This window comes from Aquibacillus halophilus (genome assembly GCF_009649745.1).
In the GTDB taxonomy this organism is placed as follows: domain Bacteria; phylum Bacillota; class Bacilli; order Bacillales; family Amphibacillaceae; genus Aquibacillus; species Aquibacillus halophilus.
Genome location: NZ_WJNG01000014.1, coordinates 1 through 26561 on the forward strand (window position 1 = coordinate 1; position 26561 = coordinate 26561).

The following is a 26561-nucleotide window of genomic DNA, read 5'->3' on the forward strand; positions in this document are numbered from 1 at the left end:
TCTAGATGAGACTTCCCATCATTTTAAATGAGTAAGATCCCTCAGAGACGATGAGGTTGATAGGTTCGAGGTGGAAGCGTGGTGACACGTGTAGCTGACGAATACTAATCGATCGAGGACTTAACTAAAATGATATGAGTATTATGAATCAAAGAAAAAAAGTCGTTCGTTGAATAACTTGATGTCCCCATTGCTTATCTAGTTTTGAAGGTATATATATCTTCATTTCTTTAGGTCTAGTGACAATAGCGGAGAGGTCACACCTGTTCCCATGCCGAACACAGTAGTTAAGCTCTCCAGCGCCCATGGTAGTTGGGGCTTTGCCCCTNCCCCCTCTAGATGAGACTTCCCATCATTTTAAATGAGTAAGATCCCTCAGAGACGATGAGGTTGATAGGTTCGAGGTGGAAGCGTGGTGACACGTGTAGCTGACGAATACTAATCGATCGAGGACTTAACTAAAATGATATGAGTTTTATGAATCAAAGAAAAAAGTCGTTAGTTGAATAACTTGATGTCCCCATTGCTTATCTAGTTTTGAAGGTATATATATCTTCATTTCTTTAGGTCTAGTGACAATAGCGGAGAGGTCACACCTGTTCCCATGCCGAACACAGTAGTTAAGCTCTCCAGCGCCCATGGTAGTTGGGGCTTTGCCCCTGCAAGAGTAGGACGTTGCTAGGCGCTTTAAAAAACCTTAATGAGTCTATACTCATTAAGGTTTTTTGTGTAGATACATTTAAGAAGGATAGCATGACAATTAAACTAAAGCTTTAAATATTATAAAAGATCTGAATATTTTGTTATAATTGAAAAATACATAAAGATAGTTTTGATTGATAACCATTCAGAAAATATATTGTTCACTATATCATTAATAGCTGATTTTAATCTTTTTGAATTAGATATAGATTCAAAAAGATTGAAATGCATTAACATAATATTAAAATTTAGTGTAAGATAAGATGAAACTATTAGATGGCTTATTAAAAACTATTTAATACAAAAATATTACTATTTAAACAAATTCCTAAAATATATAGGGACATAATAAGGAGAGAGAAAATGGGACAAAAGTTTGATACTAAATCAGTTCACCTTGCATTAAAAGATACAAATTCAATAGATAGTAAAGTAACACCTATTTATCAAACATCAGCATTTAAGTTTTCTGATCTGGAGGACTTAGAAAATTTTTATAACGGCAAGAAAGACTATTTATATTCAAGGGTAGGTAATCCCAATACAGACGAACTTGGCGGTGCTGTAGCTCAGTTAGAGGGAGCACCAAAAGGAGTGGCTACATCCTCTGGCCTATCTGCAATATTAGTTGGTGTCCTAGCTGTGGCGAAAGCAGGAGACCATATTATTGCATCCAATGATATTTATGGAGGCACTTACCAATTACTAGCTAATGAACTGGTTGATTTTGGCATTGAGGTTTCGTTTGTTGATTTTGAAAAAGTATCAGAGGTAGAGAATCACATAAAAGAAAATACTAAGTTAATATACTCTGAATCAATAACTAATCCTTTATTACGAGTAGAAAGTTTAGATGAGGTAGTAAGGATTGCAAAAGAACACAATCTATATTCTATGATTGATAATACTTTTGCTACTCCGTACCTTTGTCAGCCTTATTCTTCGGGCATAGATTTAGTCGTACATAGTGCAACTAAGTATCTTGGCGGTCATAGCGATGTAACGGCTGGTGTATTGGTAGGGAAAGAGGAATTGATTAATAAAGCTAAAGGAAAAGTAGTTAATATTGGAACAAACTTAAGTCCATTTGATGCGTGGCTAGCTTGTCGTGGTATCAAAACCTTAAGTGTACGAATGGAACGTCACGTAAGAAATGCACAAGCTCTAGCTGATGCGCTACGGAAAAATACAGGGGTAGATAAAGTTTATTATCCAACATCGGTATCAACAAAGGGAAATGGTGCGATTGTCTCTATTGATATTACAGGACTTTGTAATATCGAAAAGTTTTTTAAATCTCTATCTTGGGTGAAAATAGTTCCTACATTAGCGGGTGTTGAAACTTCAGTATCCTACCCACTAACTACATCACATCGAGCCTTACCAAAAGAATCTCAAATTGAATTAGGCATTACAGAAGGTTTAGTTAGAATTTCTGTTGGGATTGAGGACGCAGAAGATATCATTAATGCATTTGAAAAAGCCATACATGAATCTATTCTTTAAATTTAATTAAAAAAGTGCTTGTTTCATCTACAAGCACTTTTTTTTGTTGAATTTTTTTTGATAAGTATTAGATATCACAATTAGTACATGAAAAGGAGAAAAAGAGACACATTAGTTATGAATAGAAATAACTAGAGGAGGTCTGTCGTGAAAGCTGTCACGTATCAAGGGAAATATGAAATTGCAGTTACTAAAAAAGATTATCCAAAGATTGAACACGAGGAAGATGTGATTGTCAAAATTACTTCTACAGCAATCTGTGGTTCAGATTTGCATCTTTATCAAGGGAATTTCCCGGTTCCGATTGGATATAGTATTGGTCATGAGCCAATGGGAATAGTAGAAGAGGTTGGACCGGCTGTAACAAAAGTTAAGAAGGGTGATCGTGTAGTAATCCCTTTTACAGTAGCCTGTGGCCAGTGTCAATATTGTAATGAAAATCATGAAAGTCAATGTGATAACGCCAACCCTCATTATGATTCTGGAGGGTATTTTGGATATACAGAGAAGTTTGGTAATCATCCTGGAGGCCAAGCTGAGTACTTAAAGGTCCCGTTCGGAAATTACACGCCATTTAAAATTCCGGAGAGCTGTGAACTTGAAGATAATTCACTGTTATTTTTATCAGATGTACTTCCAACTGCATATTGGAGTGTGAAAAACGCAGGTGTTAAGCAAGGGGATACTGTTATTGTCCTTGGTTGTGGACCAATCGGATTATTAGCGCAGGAATTTGCTTGGAAAGAAGGAGCTAAGCGTGTTATTGCCGTTGATTATATAGAAAATCGTTTAGCGCATTCAAAGAGAGTAAATAATACAGAGATATTTGATTTTACAGAACATGAAGATATGGGAGAAGTGCTTAAAGAAGTAACTAAGGGTGGAGCCGAAGTTGTCATTGATTGTGTAGGTATGGACGGTAAAAAATCACCATTAGAATTTGTTGAACAAAAACTAAAACTGCAAGGTGGTACGATAGGTCCGATACAAATAGCAACGAAAGCAGTACGCAAATGTGGGACATATCAAATCACGGGTGTTTATGGGGGGCTTTACAATATGTTTCCATTAGGTCCATTTTTTTCTCGTAATATAAATATAAAGATGGGTCAAGCACATGCAAGGTCATATATGGAACCGATCTATCACCAAATTGTTAATGGGGAAATAGATCCTACTAAAATAATTACTCATGAAATGCCACTTGATGACGCAGCACATGGCTATAATATTTTTAATAAAAAAGAAGATAACTGCATTAAAGTTATTTTAAAACCCTAAAACATAATAGTAATTACAAAAAGGAACTTGATAATATAATTCAAGTTCCTTTTAACCACTTTGACTACGGATTAATCTATTTGCAAGCCATTTAATTACAAATCCAATAACCAATCCTGGAATAAGGAACAGCATTGGGAGAAAAACAGGTCCTATTATTACACCCATAATAGTTAGTTTTGATGAGAATATTAATCCAACAGTTATGAGAAAAGCTCCAAACACAAAAGGAAGATAAGAAAATGCAGGGACCTCTCCTGAAGCTACACGATAGGCATCCCACATAGCAAACATATACAAACAAGGGTAAAACATTAACCATTGATATTCAGTGACAGCTATTGCTTTATCTATCTCCCAGTTAAACGAATGAATTATTGATAAATTAAAGTTACTTTGCACATTTATTAAAATCTCTAAAAAAATAAACACAATTCCTTTAAATACTTCACCATTGAGGATTTGACCAAATCCAGGTAAAGCAATACTCCAAAATAATGCTTCATGTTTTTTTGGTTTTCTCATAAGACATGACCTTCCGTTTCCCATCCATTTGAATGACATTACCAAAACGTGAACAGGGGTAGTTGGTGGGTACGTCCATCCATAATTTATCATCATTTATTCCACTACTTGGGTGTCTTTAAATAAGAAAATTCCTATTGATTTACGTAATGAAATTTTATAGCTATGGGTGGACAGTGGAATTTTAAAGTAGGTTTCTAAGTGGTAGTATGTCTAACTATCCATTGGTTGATACAAATAGTTAAAGATTTTGAATAAAGTCTAATCAAGTGCAGATTATAACAAAGGAAGGAGGATTACTACTATGAATAAAAAAGTTGATAAAATAAATTTCAAAAAAAGTTATGAATCCGACGGGGTTATGGGTAAGGATAAAAAACAAAACAATAAGAAGGATAAAGCAACAGAAAAAGATGAAGCTTTATTTTTTAATAGTACTGAATCTAGTGAATGATAACCCAAAAGTTCTAACACCTTATCTTTAAAAGGTGTTTTTTTTCTACGTATGTCTCAAAGAGTAGAGGAGAAATAGACGATTTATATTGTAGACCTTCTTTTATCAAAAAAAATTAGTCCTATAGCAACTTCTCTAAGTTTTCTTTGTTCGCCACTAGGGTAAATATACTAATAATTAGTAATAGCATGTATTATAGAGGTGAAGATTGAGGTGACAAAACTGCTTACTCCGATACCGGATCACTTAAGAAAAAATTTATCGATTCTATTTGTTGGATTTAATCCAAGTATTTGCTCATCCGAAACAGGTCATCATTTTGCAAATCCAAACAATCGGTTTTGGAAAATTCTTCATGAAGCAAACCTAACACCAAGAAAATTATTACCTGAAGAGGACAGGCAACTTCTTGAATTTGGTTATGGACTAACGAATATTGTCTCAAGACCGACCAAAGAGGCTGCTGAAATAACCAAAGTGGAGTACGAACAAGGCAGAAAGTTACTATTCAAGAAAATTTCTTTTTATAAGCCTAAATTAATTTGTTTTGTTGGAAAGGGAGTCTATCAGGAATTTAGTAAGCAGAAGAAAGTGAACTGGGGTCTACAGGAAAATTCTGTGACTGATGCATTTGAATTTGTAGCGCCTTCTTCAAGCGGTTTAGTGAGGATGAAGCAAAATGAAATAGTCGAGATTTATAGTAGGATACATAATGTGATTAATGCTGATGAGGAGGAATAGTTATGAAATACGCAGTTGTAACAGGGGCATCTAGAGGGCTTGGAGAATCAATTGCAAAGTTGTTGATACAACAAGGTTGCCATGTAATTGGTGTTTCCAGAAGTAAAAATGACGAATTAGAGAAGTTAGCTGAAGAAAATGCTGTAACCTATCAACATGAGAGCTGTGATTTAAGTAGTCCAGACGCAGTTCAACATATCTTTAACTTAATAGCAGAAAGAGTGTTTTTAAGTAATGTGGAAACTGTACATTTAATTAATAACGCTGGAGTGGTTGAGCCAATCGATACTGCAGGTAGTTCAGATGTGGAAGATTTAGCTCACCATATAAATGTAAACCTGTTGGCACCTATGGCCACAACAAATTTGTTTTTAAAAAGAGCCAAAGAAACAAAAGTTCCAGTTGTAGTTACGAATGTTACCTCGGGTGCGGCTGAACGAAGTGTGTATGGTTGGAGTGCTTATTGTAGCACAAAAGCAGGACTTAATCGTTTTACTGAAACAGTTGCATTAGAGCAAGAAGAATTAGCGACTGCTAATAAAGTCATATTGTTTAATCCTGGAATTATGGATACAGAGATGCAAGGGCAAATCCGCTCAATAAATGAGGAAGCCTTTAAGGACGTTCAAACGTTTAGAGACTATAAAACGGATAATGACTTGCGTGAGACTGATGTTGTTGCAGATGCACTTGTTACTGTTCTTTTAGATGTAAAGCAAATTGTTAGTGGCAAGAATTATAATGTAAGTGATTTATTATAAAAAACCCATAAACATTTATGTATATTCATAGGCCTGCAAATAACGCGACTTCTTATTTTTTCTAGTCAAATACCCATTTTTTAGATTTTCCTTCCCAAAATTAACTGTTAAGGCATACAGTAATATTGAATCAAAAAAAGGAGGAATTTATAGATGAGTGGCGTAGCAGGCGGATATGGTGCAGGCTCAGGCTTTGCATTGGTAGTAGTATTGTTTATCTTGTTAATAATCATTGGATCTTCTTGGGGTTATGGTGCTTACTAATTCCCTTTAGAATTTCAACCTATAAAAAAGACAGAGAATTATTCTCTGTCTTTTTTTCTGAATTTGTATAGGTTTAGATGGGTAAGACACCCATTTTTATAAAAAGCCCTTCCAAAATTCCAATTACTACATATTCTATAATTGAAACATGAAAAGGAGGGATTAGTAAATGGGTGCAGTAGCAGGAGCAGGTTATGGATCAGGCTTTGCGCTAATTGTTGTTCTGTTTATCCTATTGATTATTATAGGTGCTTCTTGGGGATACGGTGCATACTAATTAGCAAGTAGTTTCAAGGAAAGAGCAGGAGCCAATCTAGGCACCTGCTCTTTTTGCTTTTTAAGCTTTTAGTAATTAGGATCCCTTCGACATATAGTTATAGGAGCTAAATAAAATAAACCATTAACTCCTCATCTTCATAGGAATCATTCATTTTTATGGCGCGTATTTCTGTTCCATAGATTGAAAAGCCTACTTTTTTATATAAAGCTATTGCTGGAATATTGGTTGAAACAACACCGAGCTGTAATTGTTCAATTCCAACTAGCTTTGCTTGTTCGATTGTTTTGTCTAATAGCTTAGTTCCTATTCCGAGACCACGAATTTCATTGCTGACATACATCGCTAGAATTTCTGCCTTGTGCTTAAACTTTGGGTGTGTTTGACGTAACATCGTTACCACGCCAACCAGGTTATTTTTTAAATAGGCACCATAAGTATAATTGTTGCCATTTGCAAAACGCTCAGCAGTTTCATTTACTGGATTAACCTTATTGAGAGCGTCTTGATAAGTGGTAATAAACGCACTAGGGTTTTTTTGCAGTGCTTCAAGGCGTATTTCCCAATAAGCACTTGAGTCGGTTGCCGTTAATTGTTTTATCTCCAAAAGTCTCATTCCTTCTATTCAACTTTAAAAACAGTAAGTTAATTCTAACATGGTTTTGTGTAAAATATGATAAACTTTAAAGAGTATAAAAGTTTTATCATCTTACTAAAGGGATGATAAATGTACCTATAGATAGAAAGGGAGTATTGATATGATTACACGAAAAAGCAGCAGAGAAATTGCTATGATGCAAGAAGCGGGTAAATTATTAGCTTCTTGTCACAAAGAAATCGCAAAAAAAATGAAGCCGGGTGTTACGACAAAACAAATCGATGAGTTTGTTGAGGGATATCTAGCGAAACATGGTGCTACACCAGAGCAAAAAGGATACAATGGTTATGAGTATGCGACGTGTGCGTCTATAAATGATGAGATTTGCCACGGTTTCCCAAGAAATGAGCCACTTGTAGATGGGGACATCGTTACAATCGATATGGTAGTAAATTTAAATGGTGGTTTAGCTGATTCAGCATGGACCTATGTTGTGGGTCAAGCTGATGAGAAAACGGAGCGTTTACTCCAAGTAACAAAAAACTCTTTGTATAAAGGGATTGAACAAGCAAGGGATGGCAACCGAATTGGTGATATTGGCTATGCGATTCAGAGCTACGCAGAAGCAGAGGGGTTTTCAGTAGTTAGGGATTTCACGGGTCATGGTATTGGACCAACAATTCATGAGGACCCCCATATTCCACATTTTGGGGAAGCCGGCAAAGGTCTTCGCCTAAAAGAAGGAATGGTTATTACAATTGAACCAATGATTAATGAAGGATCATGGAATAGTCAAATGGATCTAAACAATTGGACTGCAAGAACTGTTGATGGTGGTCGGTCTGCCCAATATGAACACACCGTAGTAATCACATCAGATGGTCCAATGATTTTAACCAGTCAAGATGATTTATGATGGGAAAGACAGGTCATGAACCATTAGTGGCCTGTCTATTTTTCTACTGATCCAATAATACTGTCAAATCCCTAAGTTTAAATATTGAAGCTGGTGACTTGTTTTAACCATATTTAACCATTTTCTCTAATACTTTAATGCTATTATGTGGTAAAGTATTTAGGTATTCTTTTATTTTAATCATTATTTTCAAGTTTACAAAGGGGAAAGCAGCATATGACATCAAAAGCTATTCAAGAGAAACATACTTCTACGAGATTAATGATGATTCAAAAAGGAATAGCTAAAGGAATACCTATCATGATGGGTTACCTACCGGTAGCTCTTACATATGGAGTCTTGGCCAAACAAGCGGGAATGTCCATTTTTGAAATTACCCTAATGAGTGTGTTGGTTTTTGCGGGTGCCAGTCAATTTATGGGAGCAGGTATGATTGCAATTGGAACTGGCGCTGTAGAAATTATAATTGCTACATTTGTGTTAAACTTCCGGCATTTTGTTATGAGTCTTTCTTTTATGAATCGTCTTCGTGGGATTAATTTAAAATGGAAGGTGCCTTTATCACTAGGTCTAACCGATGAGACATTTTCAGTAGCCTCCATACACTCTGAAGAGGCAAAGCAGGATAAAGGAACTTATTTTTATGCGGCCTTAATGATTACTGCTTACTTTTCTTGGGTATTTGGCTCTTTTTTAGGAGGAGTACTAGGAGATATCATACCAGAAACATTAAGTCAAAGTATGGGAGTAGCCCTTTATGCCATGTTTATTGGTTTGTTAATACCATCTGTTAAGAAAGAACTTAAATTTGGTTTAATTGCTGTAATAGCGATGCTTGTGAATGGGATCTTTAGTCAGTTTGTCGATACTGGTTGGGCGATTGTTGCTGGGACCTTAATTGGTGGAGCTACAGGCATCATTTTGTTGAAGGAGGACCCGCAATGATCATAGCTGTTATTATTGGAATGGCTCTTGTTACTATGATCCCAAGGTTTATTCCTGCTTTTATTGTAGATAAGATTAATTTTCCGAGTTGGATCAATCGATGGTTAAATGCAATCCCTTATGCTGCTTTAGGTGCATTAATTTTTCCAGGGGTTTTATCAGTCAAACAAGATCAGCCGTTAATTGGTTTAGCTGGTGGATTAGTAGCAATTGCTTTGGCTTTTTTTGGTTTTAATATCATATTAGTAGTAGTAGGTGCAATCGCAACTGTTTTCTTATTAACTTTCTAATTCTGTTGATGTTATGGATAGGGGATGGATCTAAATGTATCATATTAGAAAAGCTGCGTTGGAAGATGCGGAAAAAATTGCAGAAGTACATGTTCAAAGCTGGAAATCAACATATTCTGAGTTGATTAATGAACAAGATTTATCGAATATTACCTTTGAGAATAGAAAAATATTATGGGAAACTATTTTACAACTGCCTATGAAGGGCCAAGTAGCACTGGTGCTCCATGATGATGATAATAATATTGTAGGCTTTATTTCTGGTGGTAAAGAAAGAACGAAACGCTTTAGTTATGATGGAGAAATATATGCTATCTATTTACTTGAGGGTTATCAAAGAAAAGGGTTGGGCTCTATTCTACTTGACGCATTTGCAAAAGAAATGAAAAATGAGGGTTACGACTCCATACTAATTTGGGTGTTGACTCAAAATCCCTCTAGTCAGTTTTACACTAATTATGGAGCTGAACAAGTGGATGAAGAAGAAACAACGATTGGCAAGGGAACATATCAAGAAACTGCTTATGGATGGCAATTGATAGATGAATTAATTGCTAAGTTCAATTAGAAAAAAGCTTACTCGTCCCAAACACGAGTAAGCTTTTTGTTTTTATGAAAATTTATCTTCTGAATTTTCTATTGAAGGTTCAATGTGTATATGCGCATGTGGAACATCATGTTCTTCGTCTAGAAGCGACTCAATCCGCTCTGTTATATCATGGCTCTCTTGAACAGTTAGTTCGGGGTCTACAAATATAGTTACTTCTACTAAGGCTTGATTGCCATGTAGGCGCCCTTTGACATCTTTAACTTTTTCAACCTCAGGATCGTCAGCAATACTCCTTTTGATTTGTTCAAGTTTATTTTCATCAAATCCATCGGTCAACGTATGGGTAGCATCGCGAAAGATACTCCATGCAGTTTTACATATGATAAGACCTACAAGAAGACCAGCAATTGGATCTAGCCAGAACAAACCGAATTGAGCTCCAACTATACCTACGAATGCACCAATACTCACAAGCGCATCCGATCTATTATCTTGAGCAGCAGCATAAAGCGAAGTACTGTTGACACTTTTAGATAGCTTTAAATTAAAACGATATACAAAAAACATAATAATTGCAGCAAATAATGCTGTCCATGCTGTTAACATATTAGGTTGGTTGAAGTTGTTATTAATTATCGATTCAGCAGTGCCATAAATAACCTGTAAACCAACAGTGATCATTATAAAGGCTGCAATAAGTGATGCAATTGTTTCTGCCCTGAAATGACCGTAATGATGGTTCTCATCTGGTGGTTTCCTGGATATGCGTAATCCAATTAAAACGGCGACAGAAGCAACTACATCAGTAGTATTGTTTAAACCATCTGCTCGTAGCGCTTCAGAATTACCAAAGTGAGCAACGATTAATTTAAGTGCTGCTAGTAAAAGGTAAGCAAAGATGCTAATCCAAGCACCTCTTTCCCCTCTTTTAAGATTTTCATATTGGCCCATTAGTATCGTTGCCTCCGTTTTGATCTCCTATAGCATCAATAAGTTTACCAAATTGTAATTGTCTGAGTCTAGAGAAAAAAATAGTCCCTAAGGAATATCTATTAGATAATAGCAATTATGTTTCCTTAGGTAAAATATTTGTTTTTGTTCTTCTACTACTATTCCACAGGATTGGTTAATGAAATACAACAAATATATGGTACTTAAATTTATTATTTTTAGAAGGGTATTTGGGTATAAATTCCTTTTCACTGTTCATACTAATTTTGATATTTGAAAGGAGAATAAAAAATGGCCAAAATAGCAATTTTTTATTACAGTTCAACAGGTACAAATTATCAATTAGCCCAATGGGCAGAGTCTGCAGCAAAAGAGGCGGGTGCAGATGTTAAACTTCGTAAAATTAAAGAAACAGCACCTGAATCGGCTATCGCCCAAAACCCTGGATGGAAAGAACATTATGATGCGACGAAGGACGTACCTGAAGCAACTAATGATGATATTGAATGGGCAGATGGAATGATTTTTAGCGTTCCAACTAGATTTGGGAATGTACCTTCACAAGTGAAACAATTTTTGGATATGGCTGGGGGCCTTTGGGCACAGGGAAAAACAATAAATAAAGTGGTTAGTGCTATGTCTTCAGCCCAAAATCCTCATGGTGGTCAAGAGGCAACTATTTTAACTTTATACACCTCCATGTTTCACTGGGGAGCGATTGTAGCTGCACCTGGGTACACAAATCAAGAATTATTTACTGCAGGTGGTAACCCATACGGTGTGAGTGTTACCGTAGATCAGAACAACAAAATGGTTGAGGACGTAGAAAAGGCCGTAAAGCACCAAGCACGCCGAACACTTGAGATAACGAATATGGTCGTGAAATAAAAATGGGTAAGAGGCTCATCCTATAGGGTGAGCTTTTTATACTGGGTTATTGAATTGGACTGGTCGTATTTAAAATGGATGAAATGAAAGATGAATGGAGAAAATTATAAGTAGTAGTAAACTTTTTGAAAGGATTGTATGTATGGGGCAAACCAAAGACTCGGGGACAACGAAAACATCAGAACAAGAAAGTGAAATTCATGAAAAAAGATGGGCAATCGTCTCCTTAGCATCAATACCTTTAATTATGACACTTGGTAATTCTATGCTTATTCCTATCCTACCATTAATGGAAAAGGAGATGGGAATTTCAAAATTACAATCGAGTTATATCATTACTGTTTATTCGATTGTAGCAATTTTCTTAATTCCTATTGCTGGATATCTTTCTGATCGTTATGGAAGAAAAGTTGTCATAATCCCATCTCTAATTTTATCGGGTATTGGTGGTTTAATATCTGGTTATGCAGCATGGAAAATTGAGGACCCTTATTTAATCATTCTATTGGGCAGGATATTGCAAGGGATAGGAGTTTCAGGTACTGCGCCAATTGTATTACCTCTTGTTGGTGATATGTTCAAAAAGGAAAAAGATGTTAGTTCAACACTCGGGCTTGTTGAAACTTCTAATACATTTGGAAAGGTGTTAAGTCCAATACTGGGTTCTTTGTTGGCGGGGATTGTCTGGTTTTTACCTTTTCTTGCAATACCAGTATTTTGTGCTATATCTGCATTATTAGTTCTTTTCTTGGTTAAGAAACCAGTAAATGACAAGAAAGGGCCTAAATTCAAGAAATTCTGGAAGAATACAAAAGCAGCCTTTCACATACATGGAGGATGGCTAGTATCTGTTTTTATAATTGGTGCTATTTTAATGTTTATTTTATTTGGTATTCTATTTTACCTTTCAAGCATTTTAGAGGATAACTACGATATTACAGGCCTTAAAAAGGGCTTTTATTTAGCCGGTCCTCTCGCAGCCCTTTGTTTAGCTTCCTTTGTCACTGGAAAAGCAATAAAGGATAATTTGGTTAAGATGAAGTGGATTACTTTTTTTGGAATCCTATTATCGGGAGCTGCAGTTGTCGCTATTAGATTTTCTGATCAGTTTATTTATTTGCTTCTTGTTTTTCTAGTTTGCGGAGTTGGAATTGGTGCTGGACTTCCGTGTTTAGATGCATTGATAACGGAAAGTATTGAAAAGGATGTTAGAGGTACGATAACCTGCATTTACAGTTCTGCTAGGTATGTGGGGGTTGCAGTCGGTCCTCCAGTGACTGCGATACTAATGAAAATAGACCTTATGTGGATGGTATCTATATTTGCTTTTTTTGCTCTAATTGCAGCAATTCTTTCATTCAAAACAATAAAACCTCGTTCAAAGGATAAAAAACCGTCTGATACTCTTTTTGCTAAAAATTAGTGTGTAGAATGGCCTACTCAACTTTATTTATAATGTTGAGTCTGGCCTTTTTTTGTGTTTTAGGAAAAAAATATAAAAAAAATTTAAATTATTATTGCATTATTCTGAAAAATCTAAGATAATAGAAAAAAGGAACAAGGGGGGCGTGTTCCATGAAAAAACATAAGGTAATATATAAATTACAAACTTTTGGTAGTGGAAACGAATCGAAAATTGTTGCTAAAAGGGAAATTTCTTATGAAATTAAACTCGCATCCAAACTATTTCTTGACGAACTTTGTTTTAATTGGAATAAGGAAAGACTAGAAGAACAATTAAATGACTCTATTGATAGTAATAATAGAGAGGCATTTTTATTATTAAGTAAACAATATCAACCTTATACGTGGCAGTAATCAGTATAAGTGAGGAGATCCTTGTCCAAATGGCAAGGATCTTTTGTCTTTTAAATTTTCTTTTCAGGTGAGAAGATTTTCACTTCAAACTAGCTAGTGGGTAGTTTAATAAGAGGTAGTTGATAGGTAATCTTTTGGTAATTTAGTATTTTTTGATTACTGACTAATATTATATGTTATTATCGGTATGTTAAAGTCTTTATAAAAATAATTACGACTAATTTTATAAGTATTTAAAAACACGGAGATGAAGGGATCTTTATGAAACTTAAATTGATAGTAGTTTTGGTAGGGGTTAGTATGTTCCTCTTAGTTAGTTGTCAAAATCAAACACCCACAGATAATGCTGAACCAAATTCTCTTAAGAAAAATCAAATAGCAATCGATAAAAAAGAACAGCCTGTTTTGGAAAAAGATTCAGAAAAAGATTCAGAAAAAGATTCAGAAAAAGATGAAAATCAACAGCAACCTGACGATGAGCAAAATAATGGGGAACAACAGCAGCCTGAAGATAATCAGGAAGCCGATGAAAAGGAGCAACAGAAACCTGAAGATGAACAAGAAACGGAAAATAGTGAACAAGAATCTAAAAATATAGCAAGAGTTGATGAATCTGGATTAGCAATAGTAAGTAATCCAGAAAGTACTGAAGTTTTTCTTAATAAGCAACGAAGACTTCCCGACGGTTATCAACCTCCTAACTTGGTTGAACCAAATGTACCGTTCTCTTTTGAGGGATCTAATCCAAAGAGACAGATGAGGGCTGAGGCTGCCAATGCTTTGGAAAATCTATTTTCGGCTGCCGAAGAAGCACAATTAGATTTAGTTGCAGCGTCTGGTTTTCGTTCATTTGAAACGCAAAGATATTTATACAATAATTATGTAGAAACACATGGTCAAGCAGAAGCTGATAAATTTTCAGCTAGACCGGGTACAAGTGAACATCAAACAGGTTTAGCGATGGACGTTACAACAGCTGAGGTTGCTTTTGCATTAAAGCAAAGCTTTAAGCAAACTAGCGAAGGTGCTTGGTTGGCAAATAACGCCCACAAATTTGGCTTTATAATACGATACCCTGAAGGCAAAACAAATATTACTGGATATATCTACGAGCCATGGCATATTCGATATGTGGGTAAGGATATAGCTAAGACAGTGTACGAGAATAACATCACATTAGAAGAATATTTTGGCTATGGCTATTAAAAACATGTTAGAGTACTCTAACATGTTTTTCTGCTGTCAATTCTTAATTTATACTTATTTTTCACATAAATGGGTAAAATAGTTAAAGATAAATAAAAGGGCCTCTATTTAAAGAGACCCTTTAACCACTTTTATAACATAAAAGATAACGAGTATATCTCTAACTTAGCCTTTAGAGATTCCCCTCCCTCTTATATTTATGAACTAATTATACCATATTTTAAGCAACGATTAATTGTTAATTATTTGAAACCGATGTTTATTTAGTGCATCTTTTTTCAATATTATGACTAAAATTTGATACAATGATAACTGGGAGTTTTAAATCAAGGGAGGAACAAGAAATGGATTTTCGAATTGAAAAAGATACAATTGGAGAAATTGAAGTAGCGTCTAATAAATACTGGGGTGCACAGACGGAGCGCAGTAAGCAAAATTTTCCTATTGGTACCGAAAAAATGCCTAAGGAAGTCATTAATGGCTTCGCAATTTTAAAGAAAAGCGCCGCACTTGCAAACAGTGATTTAGGATTGCTTGAACGAGAAAAGGCTGAGGCCATTACATATGCTGCCGATCAAATTATTTCTGATAAGCTAGATGAACATTTTCCTTTAGTTGTTTGGCAAACTGGTAGTGGTACTCAATCAAATATGAATGTAAATGAAGTAATCGCTTACGTAGGAAACCAGTGGCTTGAACAAAAAAATAGTAAGCTTAAACTACATCCCAATGATGATGTTAATAAATCTCAAAGCTCTAACGATACTTATCCTACTGCTATGCATATTGCAGCAGTCCTAAAAGTAGAAGATACAGTACTACCTGCATTGAAGGTTCTGAAGACTACTTTAAAAGAAAAAATGGAAGCATTTAAGGACATAGTGAAAATAGGGAGAACACACCTTCAAGATGCTACACCTCTTACCTTAGGGCAAGAAATAAGTGGATGGCATCGAATGCTTGAAAAAACCGAAGCCATGCTATCAGATAGTAACGAATACGTAAAAGAATTGGCTATTGGAGGTACAGCAGTTGGTACAGGATTAAATGCTCATCCTGAGTTTTCTGAAAGAGTCTGTGCAAAGATAAATGAATTTACCAATAAACAATTTTTATCTGCACCAAATAAATTTCATGCTCTTACAAGTCATGATGAACTTGTTCATGCTCATGGTGCTCTAAAGGCTTTGGCAGCGGATTTAATGAAAATAGCTAATGATGTCCGTTGGTTAGCAAGTGGTCCACGTTGTGGAATTGGAGAGATTAATATTCCTGCAAATGAACCAGGAAGTTCGATAATGCCTGGTAAAGTCAACCCAACTCAAAGTGAGGCAGTAACAATGGTTGTTGCTCAAGTAATGGGAAATGATACAACAATAGGTTTTGCTGCTAGTCAAGGTAATTTTGAATTGAATGTGTTTAAGCCTGTTATTGCCTATAATTACTTACAATCAGCCCAGTTATTAGCAGATAGTATGCTTTCTTTTGACGAGCGTTGTGTTAAAGGACTAGAGCCCAATCATGAAAACATTGAGAAAAATCTTAATGATTCTTTAATGTTAGTAACGGCATTGAATCCACATATAGGTTATGAAAATGCAGCTAAGATAGCGAAGAAAGCATTTAATGAAAATACTACATTGAAAGAAGCAGCTGTTGGTTCAGGTCTTTTAACAGCAGACCAATTTGATTCTTATATTGATCCAAAAGAAATGACCTATCCCAAATAATTAAATGCAGACAAGCCGCCCTTATAAAATTTATAAGGGCGGCTTTTATTATCCTCTGTAAGTCAGTTTAACTACAAAGCTATTACAGTCTAACTTTTGTGCTACTATTTGCCAGTACTTTTTTTTGATAAAAATTGAGAAAGCTGTTCACAATAGTGAGTACAGGAGGTGATAGACATGCCAAGTAACAACTCAAACCAACTACTTGTTCCTGGTATAGAACAGGCACTAGACCAAATGAAATATGAGATTGCACAAGAATTTGGCGTCAATCTTGGAGCTGATACAACATCTCGTGCTAATGGTTCTGTAGGTGGAGAAATCACTAAACGTCTAGTTCAAACTGCTGAACAACAATTCGGTGGTCAAACTAGATAACAAATGAAATCTAATTTAGGATATTCAATGTAGAGTTACTATAACCTACCAACAAAAATCACTTATAAGATTTAGCGACCTGTAAACAATAAGACTACAGGAGGTGATAGACATGGCAAGTAACAACTCAAACCAACTATTAGTATCAGGTGTAGAACAAGCATTAGACCAAATGAAATATGAGATTGCACAAGAGTTTGGTGTTAACCTTGGTGCTGATACAACATCCCGTGCTAATGGTTCTGTAGGTGGAGAAATCACTAAACGTCTAGTTCAAACGGCTCAACAGCAGCTAAGTGGAGCTTCCCAGTAAATCAATTTTAATATAAATATAAAACAACTAAAATACAGGAGGTGAATAGACATGGCGAGCAACAATTCAAATCAATTACTAGTACCTGGAATTGAGCAAGCATTAGACCAAATGAAGTACGAAATTGCACAAGAGTTTGGTGTTAACCTTGGAGCTGATACAACATCACGCGCTAACGGATCTGTAGGTGGAGAAATTACTAAGCGCTTAGTCCAATCTGCTGAGCAACAGTTTGGTGGTCAATCCCAATAATAGCTTTATTAACTGAATATTATATGGCAGGGAGGCACCTTATAGGTGTCTCCTTTTAATGACTAATTTTCATTTGTTATATTTCACCATAAAGCTTATTTTATACCTTGTTTTTGTATTTTCACCAAAAATTCACATTTTAAGATAATGGTGATGTTAGCTGAGTATTTCCAACACTTTTGTAAGATAATAGAACTAATTATGAAATATAATGGAATGGAGGAGAAGACTTTGTCTGCATGTCCTTTATGTAACGGAGTAAAAACATTGGAACAAGCTTGCTCGTCCTGTGGTAGTACAATGGATAATCAAGGGCGACTAGTTGACTATATGGGAGATTATATTGCGTATTTAGATTACGAGGGAACAAATCTAATTGATGGACTCCAGGACTCGAATGATAAACATATTTGTGTCCACTTATTTCAATGTTCTTCTTGTGATGAACAAATCCATGTTCCAATTAGAGAAATACCTAATTTATAAAACTTAAATAAAGGCACTTTTCGCAGTTGTTATTGCTTTATTATTTCGTACTTGATATAAAATGCGACGTAGTTTAGCTATTAGTTGATTTGCGCTCCGGGCAGTCGCTTTCCGCGGGCAACGCTTCAACTTCCTCGGAAGAAACCCGCTTCCTGCGGGATTTTCAGCAGTCGCTTTTCCCGCTGGAGTCGACTGCCCTCCGCTTCAATCATCATCATATCTGCAGCAATTATAAAAGGGAGATAGATAAGATCAAAACCAGCGTAGTTTAGTTCAACAAATTTTAAATAGCTGTGATTTCAAGAGTGGGAAATTCTCTCAACATACAGTCACGACTTTTCCCTCGATAATCAGAACACCCCTACCAGTGCAGGCAGAATACGTAGACTCCTATGGGAACAGCGCGTGTCCGAAGACCCCGGAAGAGTCGCTTTTTGATTCTGAGGAGGCTGAGGCCGTGCCCATGGAAAGCGAAGTATTCTGCCGGAACGGCATATAAGGATTCAACTTTAATTATTGTCAGAGATAAAAGAATACTACTTCGTAGTTTATAGATACTGCGTCATAAACAACAGTCTTTTAGAAAACAGCCTAAATAAAAAACAGGCGACAATTAAATGTCGCCTGTTTTGATGTATTATTTAATTCTTGCTTCTGTTTCTGCATCGAAGAAGTGTGCTTTGTTCATATCTAAAGCCAAATCGATTTTTTCTCCACCATTAATATCTGTTCTAGAATCAACACGAGCAACGAAATCTTGGTCGTTTAGTTTTGAGTATAGATAAGACTCAGAACCCATTAACTCAGCAACTTCAATTGTAGCAGTAATTTTAGTTCCAGGAGTTGACTCGATAAAGATTGGCTCGTCATGCATATCTTCTGGACGAACACCAAGAACAAGATCTTTATTTAAGTAACCTTGGTCACGAAGAATTTTCATTTTACCTTCTGGTACATCTACTTTCACATCACCTATAACAAATTTTCCTTCTTCTAATTTTCCTGAGAAGAAGTTCATTGATGGTGAACCAATAAATCCACCTACGAAAATGTTATCTGGCTTGTCATATACTTCTTTTGGTCCACCAACCTGTTGAATAAGGCCATCTTTCATAACAACAAGTCTCGTAGCCATTGTCATCGCTTCAGTCTGATCGTGTGTTACATAGATAGTTGTTGTTTGTAAACGTTGGTGTAGCTTTTGGATTTCTGCACGCATTTGTACACGTAATTTTGCATCAAGGTTAGAAAGCGGCTCATCCATTAAGAAAACTTTAGCATCACGTACAATTGCACGTCCTAATGCAACACGCTGACGTTGTCCACCAGATAAAGCTTTAGGTTTACGATCTAAATATGCTTCTAGTCCAAGGATTTTTGCAGCGTTACTTACACGACGCTCTATTTCGTCCTTTTTAAATTTACGTAGTTTTAGACCAAATGCCATATTATCATACACATTCATGTGTGGATATAGTGCATAGTTCTGGAAAACCATTGCGATATCACGGTCTTTAGGTGCGACCTCGTTCATCAAAGTGTCATCAATGTATAATTCTCCGCCTGAAATTTCTTCTAGTCCTGCAATCATGCGAAGAGTTGTAGATTTACCGCAACCAGATGGTCCAACAAAAACAACAAACTCTTTGTCTGAGATTTCTAAATTAAAATTGTCAACTGCCTTAGCAGCACCTTTGTCATATACTTTATCAATATTTTTTAATGATAATTCTGCCATGTGGATTCCCTCCTATATTTTGAAAGCGTTTTACTTATAAACTAAGTTTAATGGTTTCATGCCCAAAGGTAAATGGTAGCTGTGCACAAAAATATACAACCTGTTTGTGCACGTTTACATAGTGATAAAAATTGCATTTATAATAAAAGCATACATTACGAGTTTATTTTAATTTCTGTTTTAATGTTAGCGTGAGATAAACAGATAGTGCCCCTTTGAATTGTTTAACATCAATACCAGATCGTTCTATAAACTTATCAACTCTATATTGAAGACTGTTTCGGTGCATGTATAAGTTCTTTGCTGCCAATGTCGCATTAGAATTAGACTCTAAGAAAATCCGAATTGTCTTTAATAGCTCTTCATCGTCTACTGTATCCTTCAAAACTGAATTAATGATAATTGAGATTGATTCCTCTGTTAAGGGATCGAGTAATAGGTAAGGAACGGCTTCTACATAATCTATGACAGGCTTTTTATTATATTGATGTACTGATGTATATGAATTTTTAGTCCATTCGTACTGTTGGATGACGTTATTAATGTCACTGAAATATGGACTTATAAATAAATGTACATTCATGTAGAAGTCACTCATTAAAACTTCAATGATTTCGTCATAAGTGATAACATCTTCTTCGCTATTTAAATCTTCCTCAATAATTAAGCCTTGATGACTATTTTCCCAAATAATAGGAACTTTAGTAAAAAACAAACCATGAATTGCTTCACGAAATGCAATTGAATCCACATTATCGTCGGATAATGTGAAATAAACAAAGCGATAAGTTTGTTGTGACTCTATTTGATTTTGATTTCTATTGTTAAATAAAATATCTATCCACTGCTTTTCTCTTTTGGTGACAGGTGGTTGATTTGCTTGATAAGGTGTCAGAAAAGTTTCTAATAGCATGTTTTCTGTTTTTGATAATTCATTTTTTGCAATTCCTACTATTTTATTTTCTGATGTAGTAAACCAACAATAGCTATCTGTATCCATGTGCATATCATAAGTTGATTGAATTAATGAAGGAAATATTGCCTTTAACTGTTTAATCATGTGATAATAGCCTCTTTCATGTTTTTTAATCCTTATAATGGTATGCTGTTAGTCTTGGTAGCATAAAGCTCAATAGATTTCGATCAAGTCTATTGAGTTTCTTACATTATAACAAAATTAACAAAAATGAAACATTACCAGAGATTAACCAACTTTTTCAGATTCATTTGTTGATGTAAAATTTTATATCATGTGATAGTAAAAAAGCGCACATAGATTTGTGCGCTTCTACTACTCAGCTTTCTGCTGGAAAAGGTTTGTCCTCTTTAGGTAATTTTCTAGCTTGTTCAATTTGCATACGTCCATGGATGGATTTGGTGGTACCTCCAGCCATACCTTCATTAATCATTCGATCAACATCGAGCTCGTGTTCTTTAAGGTCTTCATAATTATCATTGCTGTATTTATTTTTCTCTGTCAATAGTAGTCTCCTTTCGATACATAGTATCGTTTAAAAGCCGCCTCAATTGAATAAAAACTTGGCGATATGGTTTTTCACTTATTAGCTTTTCACGAATTTTGGTAGTCATACGGAATCTTTTAAGTATCTAAGCTATTCATTGTTAAGTTGTGTAAATAAAATGCGAATTTAAAGGGGTAAGATAAGATGTGAAGTGAATTTTGGTTTATCTTCTGATGATTAAAAATACTGAAGCCTGGTTTGGAATTTGCTTCAAATAACCAGACTTTACCCTCTTCATCAATACCAAAATCAAACCCTATTTCACCAGTCAGTTGCGGCAAATCTTTTTCAATTTGGTTACTTAATAAGATAGCAGTAGTTGTAAGTCGGTGATTAATTTTTTTGGTTTGTTCTTCAGAGAAAAGTTCACTCACTGTATGAAGACTACCACCTCTTTGAACATGGGTGGTCAGACTTCCTTTGCCTGCAAATTTTGCACAAATCAAACTAATCTCCCAACTATTACGATGGTTTTTATTGGAATGAACACGAAAATCAATCGCACTTTTCCCTTTTTTCATTAGAGAAATTTCTTTTTGAGCAACATAACCTTTTAATCCATTTGGGAAGTGCTGTTCAAAAAACGATTCTATCTTTGTATATCGATTAACCTGTGATTTATCATTATGGTAATAGTGGCATTCCGTTTCACCAGAATGGAGTTTGATGCAACGAATAATCCCTTCACCGCGACTACCGTGTATTGGCTTAATATATAAAGGGTGTTTCTCTAACAATTTTGCGATTTTTTGTTTGGAAGGATGTAAAATGGTTTCGGGTAATAGATAAGAACACGTTTGGCTTCTCATTAATCGTTCATAAATTTCCCATTTGTTAAAAAAGTTTTGGTTAAACAATGTAGAACGGTGTTCTAACCATTTTTTTGCATATACAACCTCAGGATGATGCTCGATTTTTCGGTTAGGTAGTCGATTATAAATCACCGTTGGAATATCAAAAAAGTCTTGTTTCCATTCCCCATTATCTAAGTAATAAGCATGAATTTTTTCTTGTTGATGAGATATATGTTGATAACCAAAAAAGAGGGTGTTAAAACCGATTTGCTCTCCAGCTTTACTAAGTGAATAGAATGTTTCTGTTCTCGGCCCTAAGACCTTTGAATCTGAACCAAATCCAGCGATTAATACGGCAAGTGTCAGTAATATTGTGCAACTATTTCCATTTATGTCCAACGTAATTTTTTTATTTTTGGAAAGATTTAATTTTGTTTTTAGTTGAGAAGAGATATAAAGAGTATGATTGTCTTTGTGATGAGCTAGGCACTCAATGTTTGATTGATATGGTCCATATCGGATATATTTAATGAAATGAAACTTTGTAAAAAACTGGTGCGGGACAATTATTCTATTCTTACTGCCTTGATAATATTTAATTTCAAACGTGTAGGTAGTAATTTTATGTCCCTCCTTCATTTAACATTAGTATATGGGTAATATATATGATATAACATTTCAACTAATGACTAGTACAAGTTGACTATAGTGAAAGAAATAGAAAGGAAGGTTATTAATGACAGCACTTTTTATCATTATAATGATGATTATCATAGGAGCAGCTATTGGAGGTGTGACAAACTCCTTAGCAATCAAAATGTTATTTCGTCCATTTGAAGCTAAATATATAGGGAAATGGAAGCTTCCCCTAACACCTGGTTTAATACCAAAGCGTAGGGATGAGCTTGCCAGACAATTGGGAAAGACGGTTGTCGATCATTTGTTGACCCCAGAAGGTATAAAAAAGAAGCTTAGGCAATCAGAGTTTAACCAACAGGTAACAATATGGGCACAATCAGAAGTCAACCGTGTTCTCGATCAAAACCTAAGCACGAAAGTAATGCTCGCCAAAATAGGTATATACTTAAATGAACAGCAGTTGAAATCTAAAATAGCGGATTTAACAGAAAAACAATATGAGAAATTCATGGATTCAAAGCGCCCTCTTTTACTTCGGGAAGTAATAAGTGAAGAATGGCTTAATAAAACAGATGAAGGGAAGAAATGGCTAACAGATTATGTGCAGCAACAGTTAACGAGTTATGTAACTAGTGATACTGCCAGAAGTAAAATTGGGCAAGTGGTGGATGACTATTTAGATGGAAAAGGCTTTTTTGTAAATATGATTAGCTCTTTCCTAGGGAATGAAGGATTAGCAGATCGAATACAGCCCATTCTTGTTCAATATCTTCAATCTAGAGACGCAAGGGAATGGATTAATGAGATATTGAGTAATGAACTCGACGATATATTAGACTTACCAGTTGAAAAGATTGAGGCACAGTTTGATTCCGTTCTGAACGGAGCTGTCCTAGGTAAAGTCGTATCCGAAAGTGTTCCGGTTGAAAAGTGGCTTAACAAGTCTGTAACAGAATGGATTGAACCATTTAAAGCTCAATTATTATCACATATAGTTCCAACGATAGTAACTAAGTTATCTGAAACGCTGGTAGATAGAATAGACCTGTTGATGAAGAAGTTCCGATTAGAAGAAATTGTGGAAAAAGAAGTAGAATCATTTCCAATCGAACGAGTTGAACAGCTTGTTTTAAACATCTCAAGTAAAGAATTTAAATTAATTACTTATTTAGGTGCTCTTCTAGGAGGATTAATCGGACTCGTGCAAGGTATTATTGTACTGTTGGTTAGTTAATTGAATTAGTCCAATAATTGCATTTAAGCTCCTATACCCTGTATCAGTATACACAGCTTTTGTCGTTTGTTATAGTTGTAGAAGTGTAAGAAAAGCAATAACAAGGAGGACGTTACAAAATGACAAATATTTATGATAGCGCATATGATCTTGAAAAGGCAATTAGAGAAAGTGAAGAGTTCCAAGGACTAAAACAAGCCTATGAGACAGTAATGGCAGATGAATCTGCAAAGACTATGTTTGAAAATTTCCGTACAACTCAAATTGAACTGCAAGAAAAACAAATGCAGGGACAAGAGATTTCTGAAGAAGAGGTTGAACAGGCTAAAAAGGTTGTTGAGCTAGTACAACAGCATCCTGACATTTCTAACTTAATGGAGCAGGAACAACGTCTTAACGTTTTAATAAATGATGTTAGTAAGATTATCACAAAACCATTAGAAGAATTATACGGAGCACCAGAAGAGCAGTAAAGATAACAACCTTGTCCGGAGTAATCTGGACAAGGTTTTTTTTTTGAGAGAATTTGTGAATAGTATTAAAAAATGAAACGTTTTCTAAACATGTTCGTAAACTTTAAAGGATAGGGAGCGTGGTAATAGATGACATTGAAATTAGACAACGTGACAAAACGTTTTGGAGGTTTTACTGCTGTAGACGAATTATCAATAGAAATTCCTGACAGAGAAATCTTTGGATTTTTAGGTTCCAATGGTGCTGGGAAGACAACTACATTTAGATTGATTTTGGGTTTGCTCGATGAGACAGAAGGATTAATCACCTGGGATGGCAAGAAAATTGATTATAGCCAAAGCAATTATATTGGCTATTTACCTGAAGAACGTGGGTTATATCCGAAATTAAAGGTGAAGGATCAACTTATCTACCTAGGTCGTTTAAGAGGAATGTCTAAAAATGATGTCATTGCCGAATTAAAAGTGTGGTTAGATCGATTTAAAGTACCTGATTACCTGGATAAAAAAATAGAAGAATTGTCAAAGGGAAATCAACAAAAAATACAATTCATTTCTGCAGTGATACATAAGCCCAAATTGTTAATCTTAGACGAACCTTTTTCAGGACTTGACCCGATAAATGTAGAAATGCTAAAAAAAGCTGTGATTGAGTTAAAAAATCAGGGAACGTCAATTGTATTTTCCTCCCACCAGATGGAGCATGTTGAAGAACTTTGTGAACATCTCTGTATTATGCAACGAGGTAAACCAATTGTTCATGGGGCCCTGAAAGAAATCAAACGATCGTTCGGCAAGAAAAACCTATTCGTACACGCTGATTTTGATTTAGAATATTTAAAGGACATACAAGGTGTAGTAAATTATAAGGCCTTTCCGGATGGATGCCGGCTTCAAATTGAAAGTGAGTCAATCTCACAAAATGTATTCACAGCCTTACAAGATAAAGGTTTTGTAAGAAGATTTGAGTTGGAGGAACCTTCCTTGAATGACATTTTCATAGAAAAAGCAGGTGAGTCCTATGAATAAGTTCTGGATTGTTATGGCTCATACCTATTGGAGTCGTTTCAAGACAAAGGCGTTTTTAATAACGACAGCACTAGTATTAGTTTTTATTGTCGGCTTGGCAAATATCCAATCAATCATTGAGTTGTTTAGTGGGGATGAAGAACAGGATCGAATTGCTGTTATTGATGATACAGCTAATGTTTTTGAGTCACTTTCTCAACAAATTGTAAGCACTGAAGCTAATGTGGAACTTAGCAATTACCAGGGGTCCATAGAAGAAGCGAAAGATAGTGTGTTGGAGGAAGAGTATCAGGGTGTGCTTCATATAACATCAAGCGAGAAAAATCTGCTTGAAGCAACTTACTTTTCAAATCAGGTGGATTCCACACAAATAGGAACCCAATTACAAAACACTTTACAACAAATCAAAGTAATGATGGCTACAAATAACGCAGGTATTGATGAAACAATTATTCAAGAAATATACTCACCATTAGAATTTGAGACTGCTATGATTGAAAATCCGAATGGTACTGATCAAGTTGGAAAAACAGAAGAAGAACTAAATAATGCACGTGGGTTAGTTTATGTAATCTTATTTCTCTTGTATTTTGCGGTTATTACCTATGGAAATATGATTGCGATGGATATCGCCAATGAGAAATCCTCAAGAGTAATGGAAATCTTAATCTCAAGTTCATCACCAGTAAGTCAGATGTTTGCTAAAATAATTGGTATCGCACTACTTGGATTAACACAATATGTCCTATTTATAGGGGTAGGCTATCTAGTAATTAGTCTAAAGAAAGATGAAATGGTTGGGGGAGTCTTTGACTATTTTGGAATATCGAATATAGAGGCTTCTACTTTTATTTATGCTATTGTGTTCTTTTTGCTCGGTTATCTATTATACGCTACACTATCTGCGATGCTCGGTTCATTAGTTAGTAGAATTGAAGACGTTCAGCAATTGATGATGCCAGTAATCTTTTTGATTATGATTGCTTTCTTCTTTGCCATGTTTGGCTTGAATATGCCTGACTCTACGATGGTAACTGTAACATCACATATTCCTTTTTTTACACCAATGTTAATGTTTTTACGAGTAGGAATGTTAGATGTACCTTTCTGGGAAGTGGGTATAAGCATCCTTACAATGATAGTAACAATTATTATATTAGCCATTATTGGAGCACGGGTATATCGAGGGGGAGTTTTAATGTATGGCCGCGCTACTTCATTGAAGGATTTCAAACAAGCACTACAACTATCTAAAAAGGAATAAATTAAAGTGTCATAATTGTGGTCAATGGATAAATT

The 26561-nt window shown here is 35.3% G+C and carries 31 protein-coding genes, 2 rRNA genes and 1 other annotated feature; of the genes, 26 read left to right on the plus strand and 7 right to left on the minus strand.

Annotated features, from left to right (window positions below; genetic code table 11):
• The 4 genes from GH741_RS15710 to GH741_RS15725 form a co-directional block, all read left to right on the plus strand.
• Positions 1-128: ribosomal RNA gene (locus GH741_RS15710) — 23S ribosomal RNA — on the plus strand; the annotation flags it as partial.
• Between the two features lie 107 nt (positions 129-235).
• Positions 236-319 (plus strand) — a sequence feature (5S ribosomal RNA rRNA prediction is too short).
• Between the two features lie 249 nt (positions 320-568).
• Positions 569-684, plus strand: a 5S ribosomal RNA gene (gene rrf / locus GH741_RS15715).
• 381 nt (positions 685-1065) lie between these two features.
• The gene (locus tag GH741_RS15720; RefSeq protein WP_153737709.1) at positions 1066-2208 is read left to right on the plus strand and encodes a trans-sulfuration enzyme family protein; all 1143 of its coding nucleotides are present in this window, start codon (positions 1066-1068) and stop codon (positions 2206-2208) included.
• 147 nt (positions 2209-2355) lie between these two features.
• Positions 2356-3489: a zinc-dependent alcohol dehydrogenase gene (locus GH741_RS15725; RefSeq protein ID WP_338079506.1), complete on the plus strand. Its 1134-nt coding sequence runs from the start codon at positions 2356-2358 to the stop codon at positions 3487-3489.
• Between the two features lie 51 nt (positions 3490-3540).
• Here GH741_RS15725 and GH741_RS15730 read toward each other — a convergent pair whose 3' ends face one another.
• On the minus strand, positions 3541-4014 hold the full coding sequence (locus tag GH741_RS15730) for a hypothetical protein (RefSeq protein WP_153737710.1): 474 nt from the start codon (positions 4012-4014) through the stop codon (positions 3541-3543).
• Positions 4015-4318: 304 nt separating this feature from the next.
• On the opposite strand from GH741_RS15730, the gene GH741_RS21655 reads away from it, so the two are divergent.
• The 5 genes from GH741_RS21655 (at position 4319) to GH741_RS15750 (ending at position 6511) form a co-directional block, all read left to right on the plus strand.
• Positions 4319-4468 (plus strand): hypothetical protein, encoded by a 150-nt coding sequence (locus tag GH741_RS21655; protein WP_170287647.1) that lies wholly within the window; start codon positions 4319-4321, stop codon positions 4466-4468.
• Positions 4469-4681: 213 nt separating this feature from the next.
• A complete protein-coding gene (gene mug / locus GH741_RS15735) occupies positions 4682-5209 on the plus strand; it encodes a G/U mismatch-specific DNA glycosylase (RefSeq protein WP_338079507.1) in 528 nt (175 codons plus the stop codon).
• A gap of 2 nt (positions 5210-5211) precedes the next feature.
• Complete coding sequence (locus GH741_RS15740; RefSeq protein ID WP_153737711.1) at positions 5212-5970, plus strand: (S)-benzoin forming benzil reductase; 759 nt, start codon at positions 5212-5214, stop codon at positions 5968-5970.
• A gap of 153 nt (positions 5971-6123) precedes the next feature.
• A complete protein-coding gene (locus tag GH741_RS15745) occupies positions 6124-6234 on the plus strand; it encodes a YjcZ family sporulation protein (protein WP_153737712.1) in 111 nt (36 codons plus the stop codon).
• A gap of 169 nt (positions 6235-6403) precedes the next feature.
• Positions 6404-6511 (plus strand): YjcZ family sporulation protein, encoded by a 108-nt coding sequence (locus GH741_RS15750; protein ID WP_153737713.1) that lies wholly within the window; start codon positions 6404-6406, stop codon positions 6509-6511.
• Positions 6512-6617: 106 nt separating this feature from the next.
• Here GH741_RS15750 and GH741_RS15755 read toward each other — a convergent pair whose 3' ends face one another.
• Positions 6618-7118, minus strand: coding sequence for a GNAT family N-acetyltransferase (locus GH741_RS15755; RefSeq protein ID WP_240795537.1), 501 nt, complete (start codon positions 7116-7118; stop codon positions 6618-6620).
• Between the two features lie 151 nt (positions 7119-7269).
• Here GH741_RS15755 and map point away from each other — a divergent pair, with 151 nt between their 5' ends.
• From map to GH741_RS15775, 4 genes are all read left to right on the plus strand, one after another.
• Complete coding sequence (gene map, locus GH741_RS15760) at positions 7270-8025, plus strand: type I methionyl aminopeptidase (protein WP_153737715.1); 756 nt, start codon at positions 7270-7272, stop codon at positions 8023-8025.
• A 216-nt stretch (positions 8026-8241) separates the two neighbouring features.
• Complete coding sequence (locus tag GH741_RS15765) at positions 8242-8970, plus strand: AzlC family ABC transporter permease (RefSeq protein ID WP_153737716.1); 729 nt, start codon at positions 8242-8244, stop codon at positions 8968-8970.
• A complete protein-coding gene (locus GH741_RS15770; RefSeq protein ID WP_153737717.1) occupies positions 8967-9260 on the plus strand; it encodes an AzlD domain-containing protein in 294 nt (97 codons plus the stop codon). The genes GH741_RS15765 and GH741_RS15770 overlap by 4 nt, the downstream gene beginning before the upstream one ends.
• 34 nt (positions 9261-9294) lie before the next feature.
• A complete protein-coding gene (locus tag GH741_RS15775; protein WP_153737718.1) occupies positions 9295-9828 on the plus strand; it encodes a GNAT family N-acetyltransferase in 534 nt (177 codons plus the stop codon).
• 42 nt (positions 9829-9870) lie between these two features.
• On the opposite strand, the gene GH741_RS15780 is transcribed toward GH741_RS15775, so the two are convergent.
• Positions 9871-10761 (minus strand): cation diffusion facilitator family transporter, encoded by an 891-nt coding sequence (locus GH741_RS15780; protein ID WP_153737719.1) that lies wholly within the window; start codon positions 10759-10761, stop codon positions 9871-9873.
• Between the two features lie 291 nt (positions 10762-11052).
• Between GH741_RS15780 and wrbA the strand changes: the two genes are divergently transcribed.
• The 9 genes from wrbA (at position 11053) to GH741_RS15825 (ending at position 17832) form a co-directional block, all read left to right on the plus strand.
• Entirely contained in the window at positions 11053-11649 is a 597-nt protein-coding gene (gene wrbA, locus GH741_RS15785; protein WP_153737720.1) for an NAD(P)H:quinone oxidoreductase, read from the plus strand.
• 142 nt (positions 11650-11791) lie between these two features.
• Entirely contained in the window at positions 11792-13072 is a 1281-nt protein-coding gene (locus tag GH741_RS15790; RefSeq protein WP_153737815.1) for an MFS transporter, read from the plus strand.
• A 152-nt stretch (positions 13073-13224) separates the two neighbouring features.
• Entirely contained in the window at positions 13225-13467 is a 243-nt protein-coding gene (locus GH741_RS15795; RefSeq protein WP_153737721.1) for an IDEAL domain-containing protein, read from the plus strand.
• 261 nt (positions 13468-13728) lie between these two features.
• Positions 13729-14673: a M15 family metallopeptidase gene (locus GH741_RS15800; RefSeq protein ID WP_240795538.1), complete on the plus strand. Its 945-nt coding sequence runs from the start codon at positions 13729-13731 to the stop codon at positions 14671-14673.
• A gap of 344 nt (positions 14674-15017) precedes the next feature.
• The gene (fumC, locus tag GH741_RS15805; protein WP_153737722.1) at positions 15018-16403 is read left to right on the plus strand and encodes a class II fumarate hydratase; all 1386 of its coding nucleotides are present in this window, start codon (positions 15018-15020) and stop codon (positions 16401-16403) included.
• A 177-nt stretch (positions 16404-16580) separates the two neighbouring features.
• A complete protein-coding gene (locus GH741_RS15810) occupies positions 16581-16781 on the plus strand; it encodes an alpha/beta-type small acid-soluble spore protein (RefSeq protein WP_153737723.1) in 201 nt (66 codons plus the stop codon).
• A gap of 112 nt (positions 16782-16893) precedes the next feature.
• The gene (locus GH741_RS15815; RefSeq protein WP_153737724.1) at positions 16894-17094 is read left to right on the plus strand and encodes an alpha/beta-type small acid-soluble spore protein; all 201 of its coding nucleotides are present in this window, start codon (positions 16894-16896) and stop codon (positions 17092-17094) included.
• Positions 17095-17145: 51 nt separating this feature from the next.
• Positions 17146-17346 (plus strand): alpha/beta-type small acid-soluble spore protein, encoded by a 201-nt coding sequence (locus GH741_RS15820; RefSeq protein ID WP_153737725.1) that lies wholly within the window; start codon positions 17146-17148, stop codon positions 17344-17346.
• Between the two features lie 231 nt (positions 17347-17577).
• Complete coding sequence (locus GH741_RS15825; protein WP_153737726.1) at positions 17578-17832, plus strand: hypothetical protein; 255 nt, start codon at positions 17578-17580, stop codon at positions 17830-17832.
• 637 nt (positions 17833-18469) lie between these two features.
• Here GH741_RS15825 and GH741_RS15830 read toward each other — a convergent pair.
• From GH741_RS15830 to GH741_RS15845, 4 genes are all read right to left on the minus strand, one after another.
• Entirely contained in the window at positions 18470-19570 is a 1101-nt protein-coding gene (locus GH741_RS15830) for an ABC transporter ATP-binding protein (RefSeq protein ID WP_153737727.1), read from the minus strand.
• 163 nt (positions 19571-19733) lie between these two features.
• Entirely contained in the window at positions 19734-20630 is an 897-nt protein-coding gene (locus GH741_RS15835) for a PucR family transcriptional regulator (RefSeq protein WP_153737728.1), read from the minus strand.
• A gap of 235 nt (positions 20631-20865) precedes the next feature.
• Positions 20866-21051, minus strand: coding sequence for a hypothetical protein (locus GH741_RS15840; protein ID WP_153737729.1), 186 nt, complete (start codon positions 21049-21051; stop codon positions 20866-20868).
• Positions 21052-21170: 119 nt separating this feature from the next.
• Positions 21171-22526: a YheC/YheD family endospore coat-associated protein gene (locus GH741_RS15845; protein WP_153737730.1), complete on the minus strand. Its 1356-nt coding sequence runs from the start codon at positions 22524-22526 to the stop codon at positions 21171-21173.
• A gap of 97 nt (positions 22527-22623) precedes the next feature.
• Here GH741_RS15845 and GH741_RS15850 point away from each other — a divergent pair, with 97 nt between their 5' ends.
• The 4 genes from GH741_RS15850 to GH741_RS15865 all read left to right on the plus strand — a co-directional run bounded on the left by GH741_RS15850 (position 22624) and on the right by GH741_RS15865 (position 26526).
• Positions 22624-23760, plus strand: a complete 1137-nt coding sequence (locus GH741_RS15850; RefSeq protein ID WP_153737731.1) for a DUF445 family protein — start codon at positions 22624-22626, stop codon at positions 23758-23760.
• Between the two features lie 119 nt (positions 23761-23879).
• On the plus strand, positions 23880-24233 hold the full coding sequence (locus tag GH741_RS15855) for a YlbF/YmcA family competence regulator (protein ID WP_153737732.1): 354 nt from the start codon (positions 23880-23882) through the stop codon (positions 24231-24233).
• 129 nt (positions 24234-24362) lie between these two features.
• The gene (locus tag GH741_RS15860; RefSeq protein ID WP_153737733.1) at positions 24363-25262 is read left to right on the plus strand and encodes an ABC transporter ATP-binding protein; all 900 of its coding nucleotides are present in this window, start codon (positions 24363-24365) and stop codon (positions 25260-25262) included.
• Positions 25255-26526 carry an ABC transporter permease gene (locus tag GH741_RS15865; protein ID WP_153737734.1) on the plus strand — a complete coding sequence of 424 codons (1272 nt, stop codon included), beginning with the start codon at positions 25255-25257 and terminating at the stop codon, positions 26524-26526. Before GH741_RS15860 ends, GH741_RS15865 begins: the two co-directional genes overlap by 8 nt.
• The last annotated feature ends 35 nt before the right edge of the window (positions 26527-26561 follow it).

Coding starts and splice junctions, on each gene's coding strand:
- GH741_RS15720 (WP_153737709.1), top strand. CDS start 1,066: ATGGGACAAAAGTTTGATACTAAATCAGTTCACCTTGCATTAAAAGAT.
- GH741_RS15730 (WP_153737710.1), bottom strand. CDS start 4,014: ATGAGAAAACCAAAAAAACATGAAGCATTATTTTGGAGTATTGCTTTA.
- GH741_RS21655 (WP_170287647.1), top strand. CDS start 4,319: ATGAATAAAAAAGTTGATAAAATAAATTTCAAAAAAAGTTATGAATCC.
- GH741_RS15740 (WP_153737711.1), top strand. CDS start 5,212: ATGAAATACGCAGTTGTAACAGGGGCATCTAGAGGGCTTGGAGAATCA.
- GH741_RS15745 (WP_153737712.1), top strand. CDS start 6,124: ATGAGTGGCGTAGCAGGCGGATATGGTGCAGGCTCAGGCTTTGCATTG.
- GH741_RS15750 (WP_153737713.1), top strand. CDS start 6,404: ATGGGTGCAGTAGCAGGAGCAGGTTATGGATCAGGCTTTGCGCTAATT.
- map (WP_153737715.1), top strand. CDS start 7,270: ATGATTACACGAAAAAGCAGCAGAGAAATTGCTATGATGCAAGAAGCG.
- GH741_RS15765 (WP_153737716.1), top strand. CDS start 8,242: ATGACATCAAAAGCTATTCAAGAGAAACATACTTCTACGAGATTAATG.
- GH741_RS15770 (WP_153737717.1), top strand. CDS start 8,967: ATGATCATAGCTGTTATTATTGGAATGGCTCTTGTTACTATGATCCCA.
- GH741_RS15775 (WP_153737718.1), top strand. CDS start 9,295: ATGTATCATATTAGAAAAGCTGCGTTGGAAGATGCGGAAAAAATTGCA.
- GH741_RS15780 (WP_153737719.1), bottom strand. CDS start 10,761: ATGGGCCAATATGAAAATCTTAAAAGAGGGGAAAGAGGTGCTTGGATT.
- wrbA (WP_153737720.1), top strand. CDS start 11,053: ATGGCCAAAATAGCAATTTTTTATTACAGTTCAACAGGTACAAATTAT.
- GH741_RS15790 (WP_153737815.1), top strand. CDS start 11,792: ATGGGGCAAACCAAAGACTCGGGGACAACGAAAACATCAGAACAAGAA.
- GH741_RS15795 (WP_153737721.1), top strand. CDS start 13,225: ATGAAAAAACATAAGGTAATATATAAATTACAAACTTTTGGTAGTGGA.
- GH741_RS15800 (WP_240795538.1), top strand. CDS start 13,729: ATGAAACTTAAATTGATAGTAGTTTTGGTAGGGGTTAGTATGTTCCTC.
- fumC (WP_153737722.1), top strand. CDS start 15,018: ATGGATTTTCGAATTGAAAAAGATACAATTGGAGAAATTGAAGTAGCG.
- GH741_RS15810 (WP_153737723.1), top strand. CDS start 16,581: ATGCCAAGTAACAACTCAAACCAACTACTTGTTCCTGGTATAGAACAG.
- GH741_RS15815 (WP_153737724.1), top strand. CDS start 16,894: ATGGCAAGTAACAACTCAAACCAACTATTAGTATCAGGTGTAGAACAA.
- GH741_RS15820 (WP_153737725.1), top strand. CDS start 17,146: ATGGCGAGCAACAATTCAAATCAATTACTAGTACCTGGAATTGAGCAA.
- GH741_RS15830 (WP_153737727.1), bottom strand. CDS start 19,570: ATGGCAGAATTATCATTAAAAAATATTGATAAAGTATATGACAAAGGT.
- GH741_RS15835 (WP_153737728.1), bottom strand. CDS start 20,630: ATGATTAAACAGTTAAAGGCAATATTTCCTTCATTAATTCAATCAACT.
- GH741_RS15845 (WP_153737730.1), bottom strand. CDS start 22,526: ATGAAGGAGGGACATAAAATTACTACCTACACGTTTGAAATTAAATAT.
- GH741_RS15850 (WP_153737731.1), top strand. CDS start 22,624: ATGACAGCACTTTTTATCATTATAATGATGATTATCATAGGAGCAGCT.
- GH741_RS15855 (WP_153737732.1), top strand. CDS start 23,880: ATGACAAATATTTATGATAGCGCATATGATCTTGAAAAGGCAATTAGA.
- GH741_RS15860 (WP_153737733.1), top strand. CDS start 24,363: ATGACATTGAAATTAGACAACGTGACAAAACGTTTTGGAGGTTTTACT.
- GH741_RS15865 (WP_153737734.1), top strand. CDS start 25,255: ATGAATAAGTTCTGGATTGTTATGGCTCATACCTATTGGAGTCGTTTC.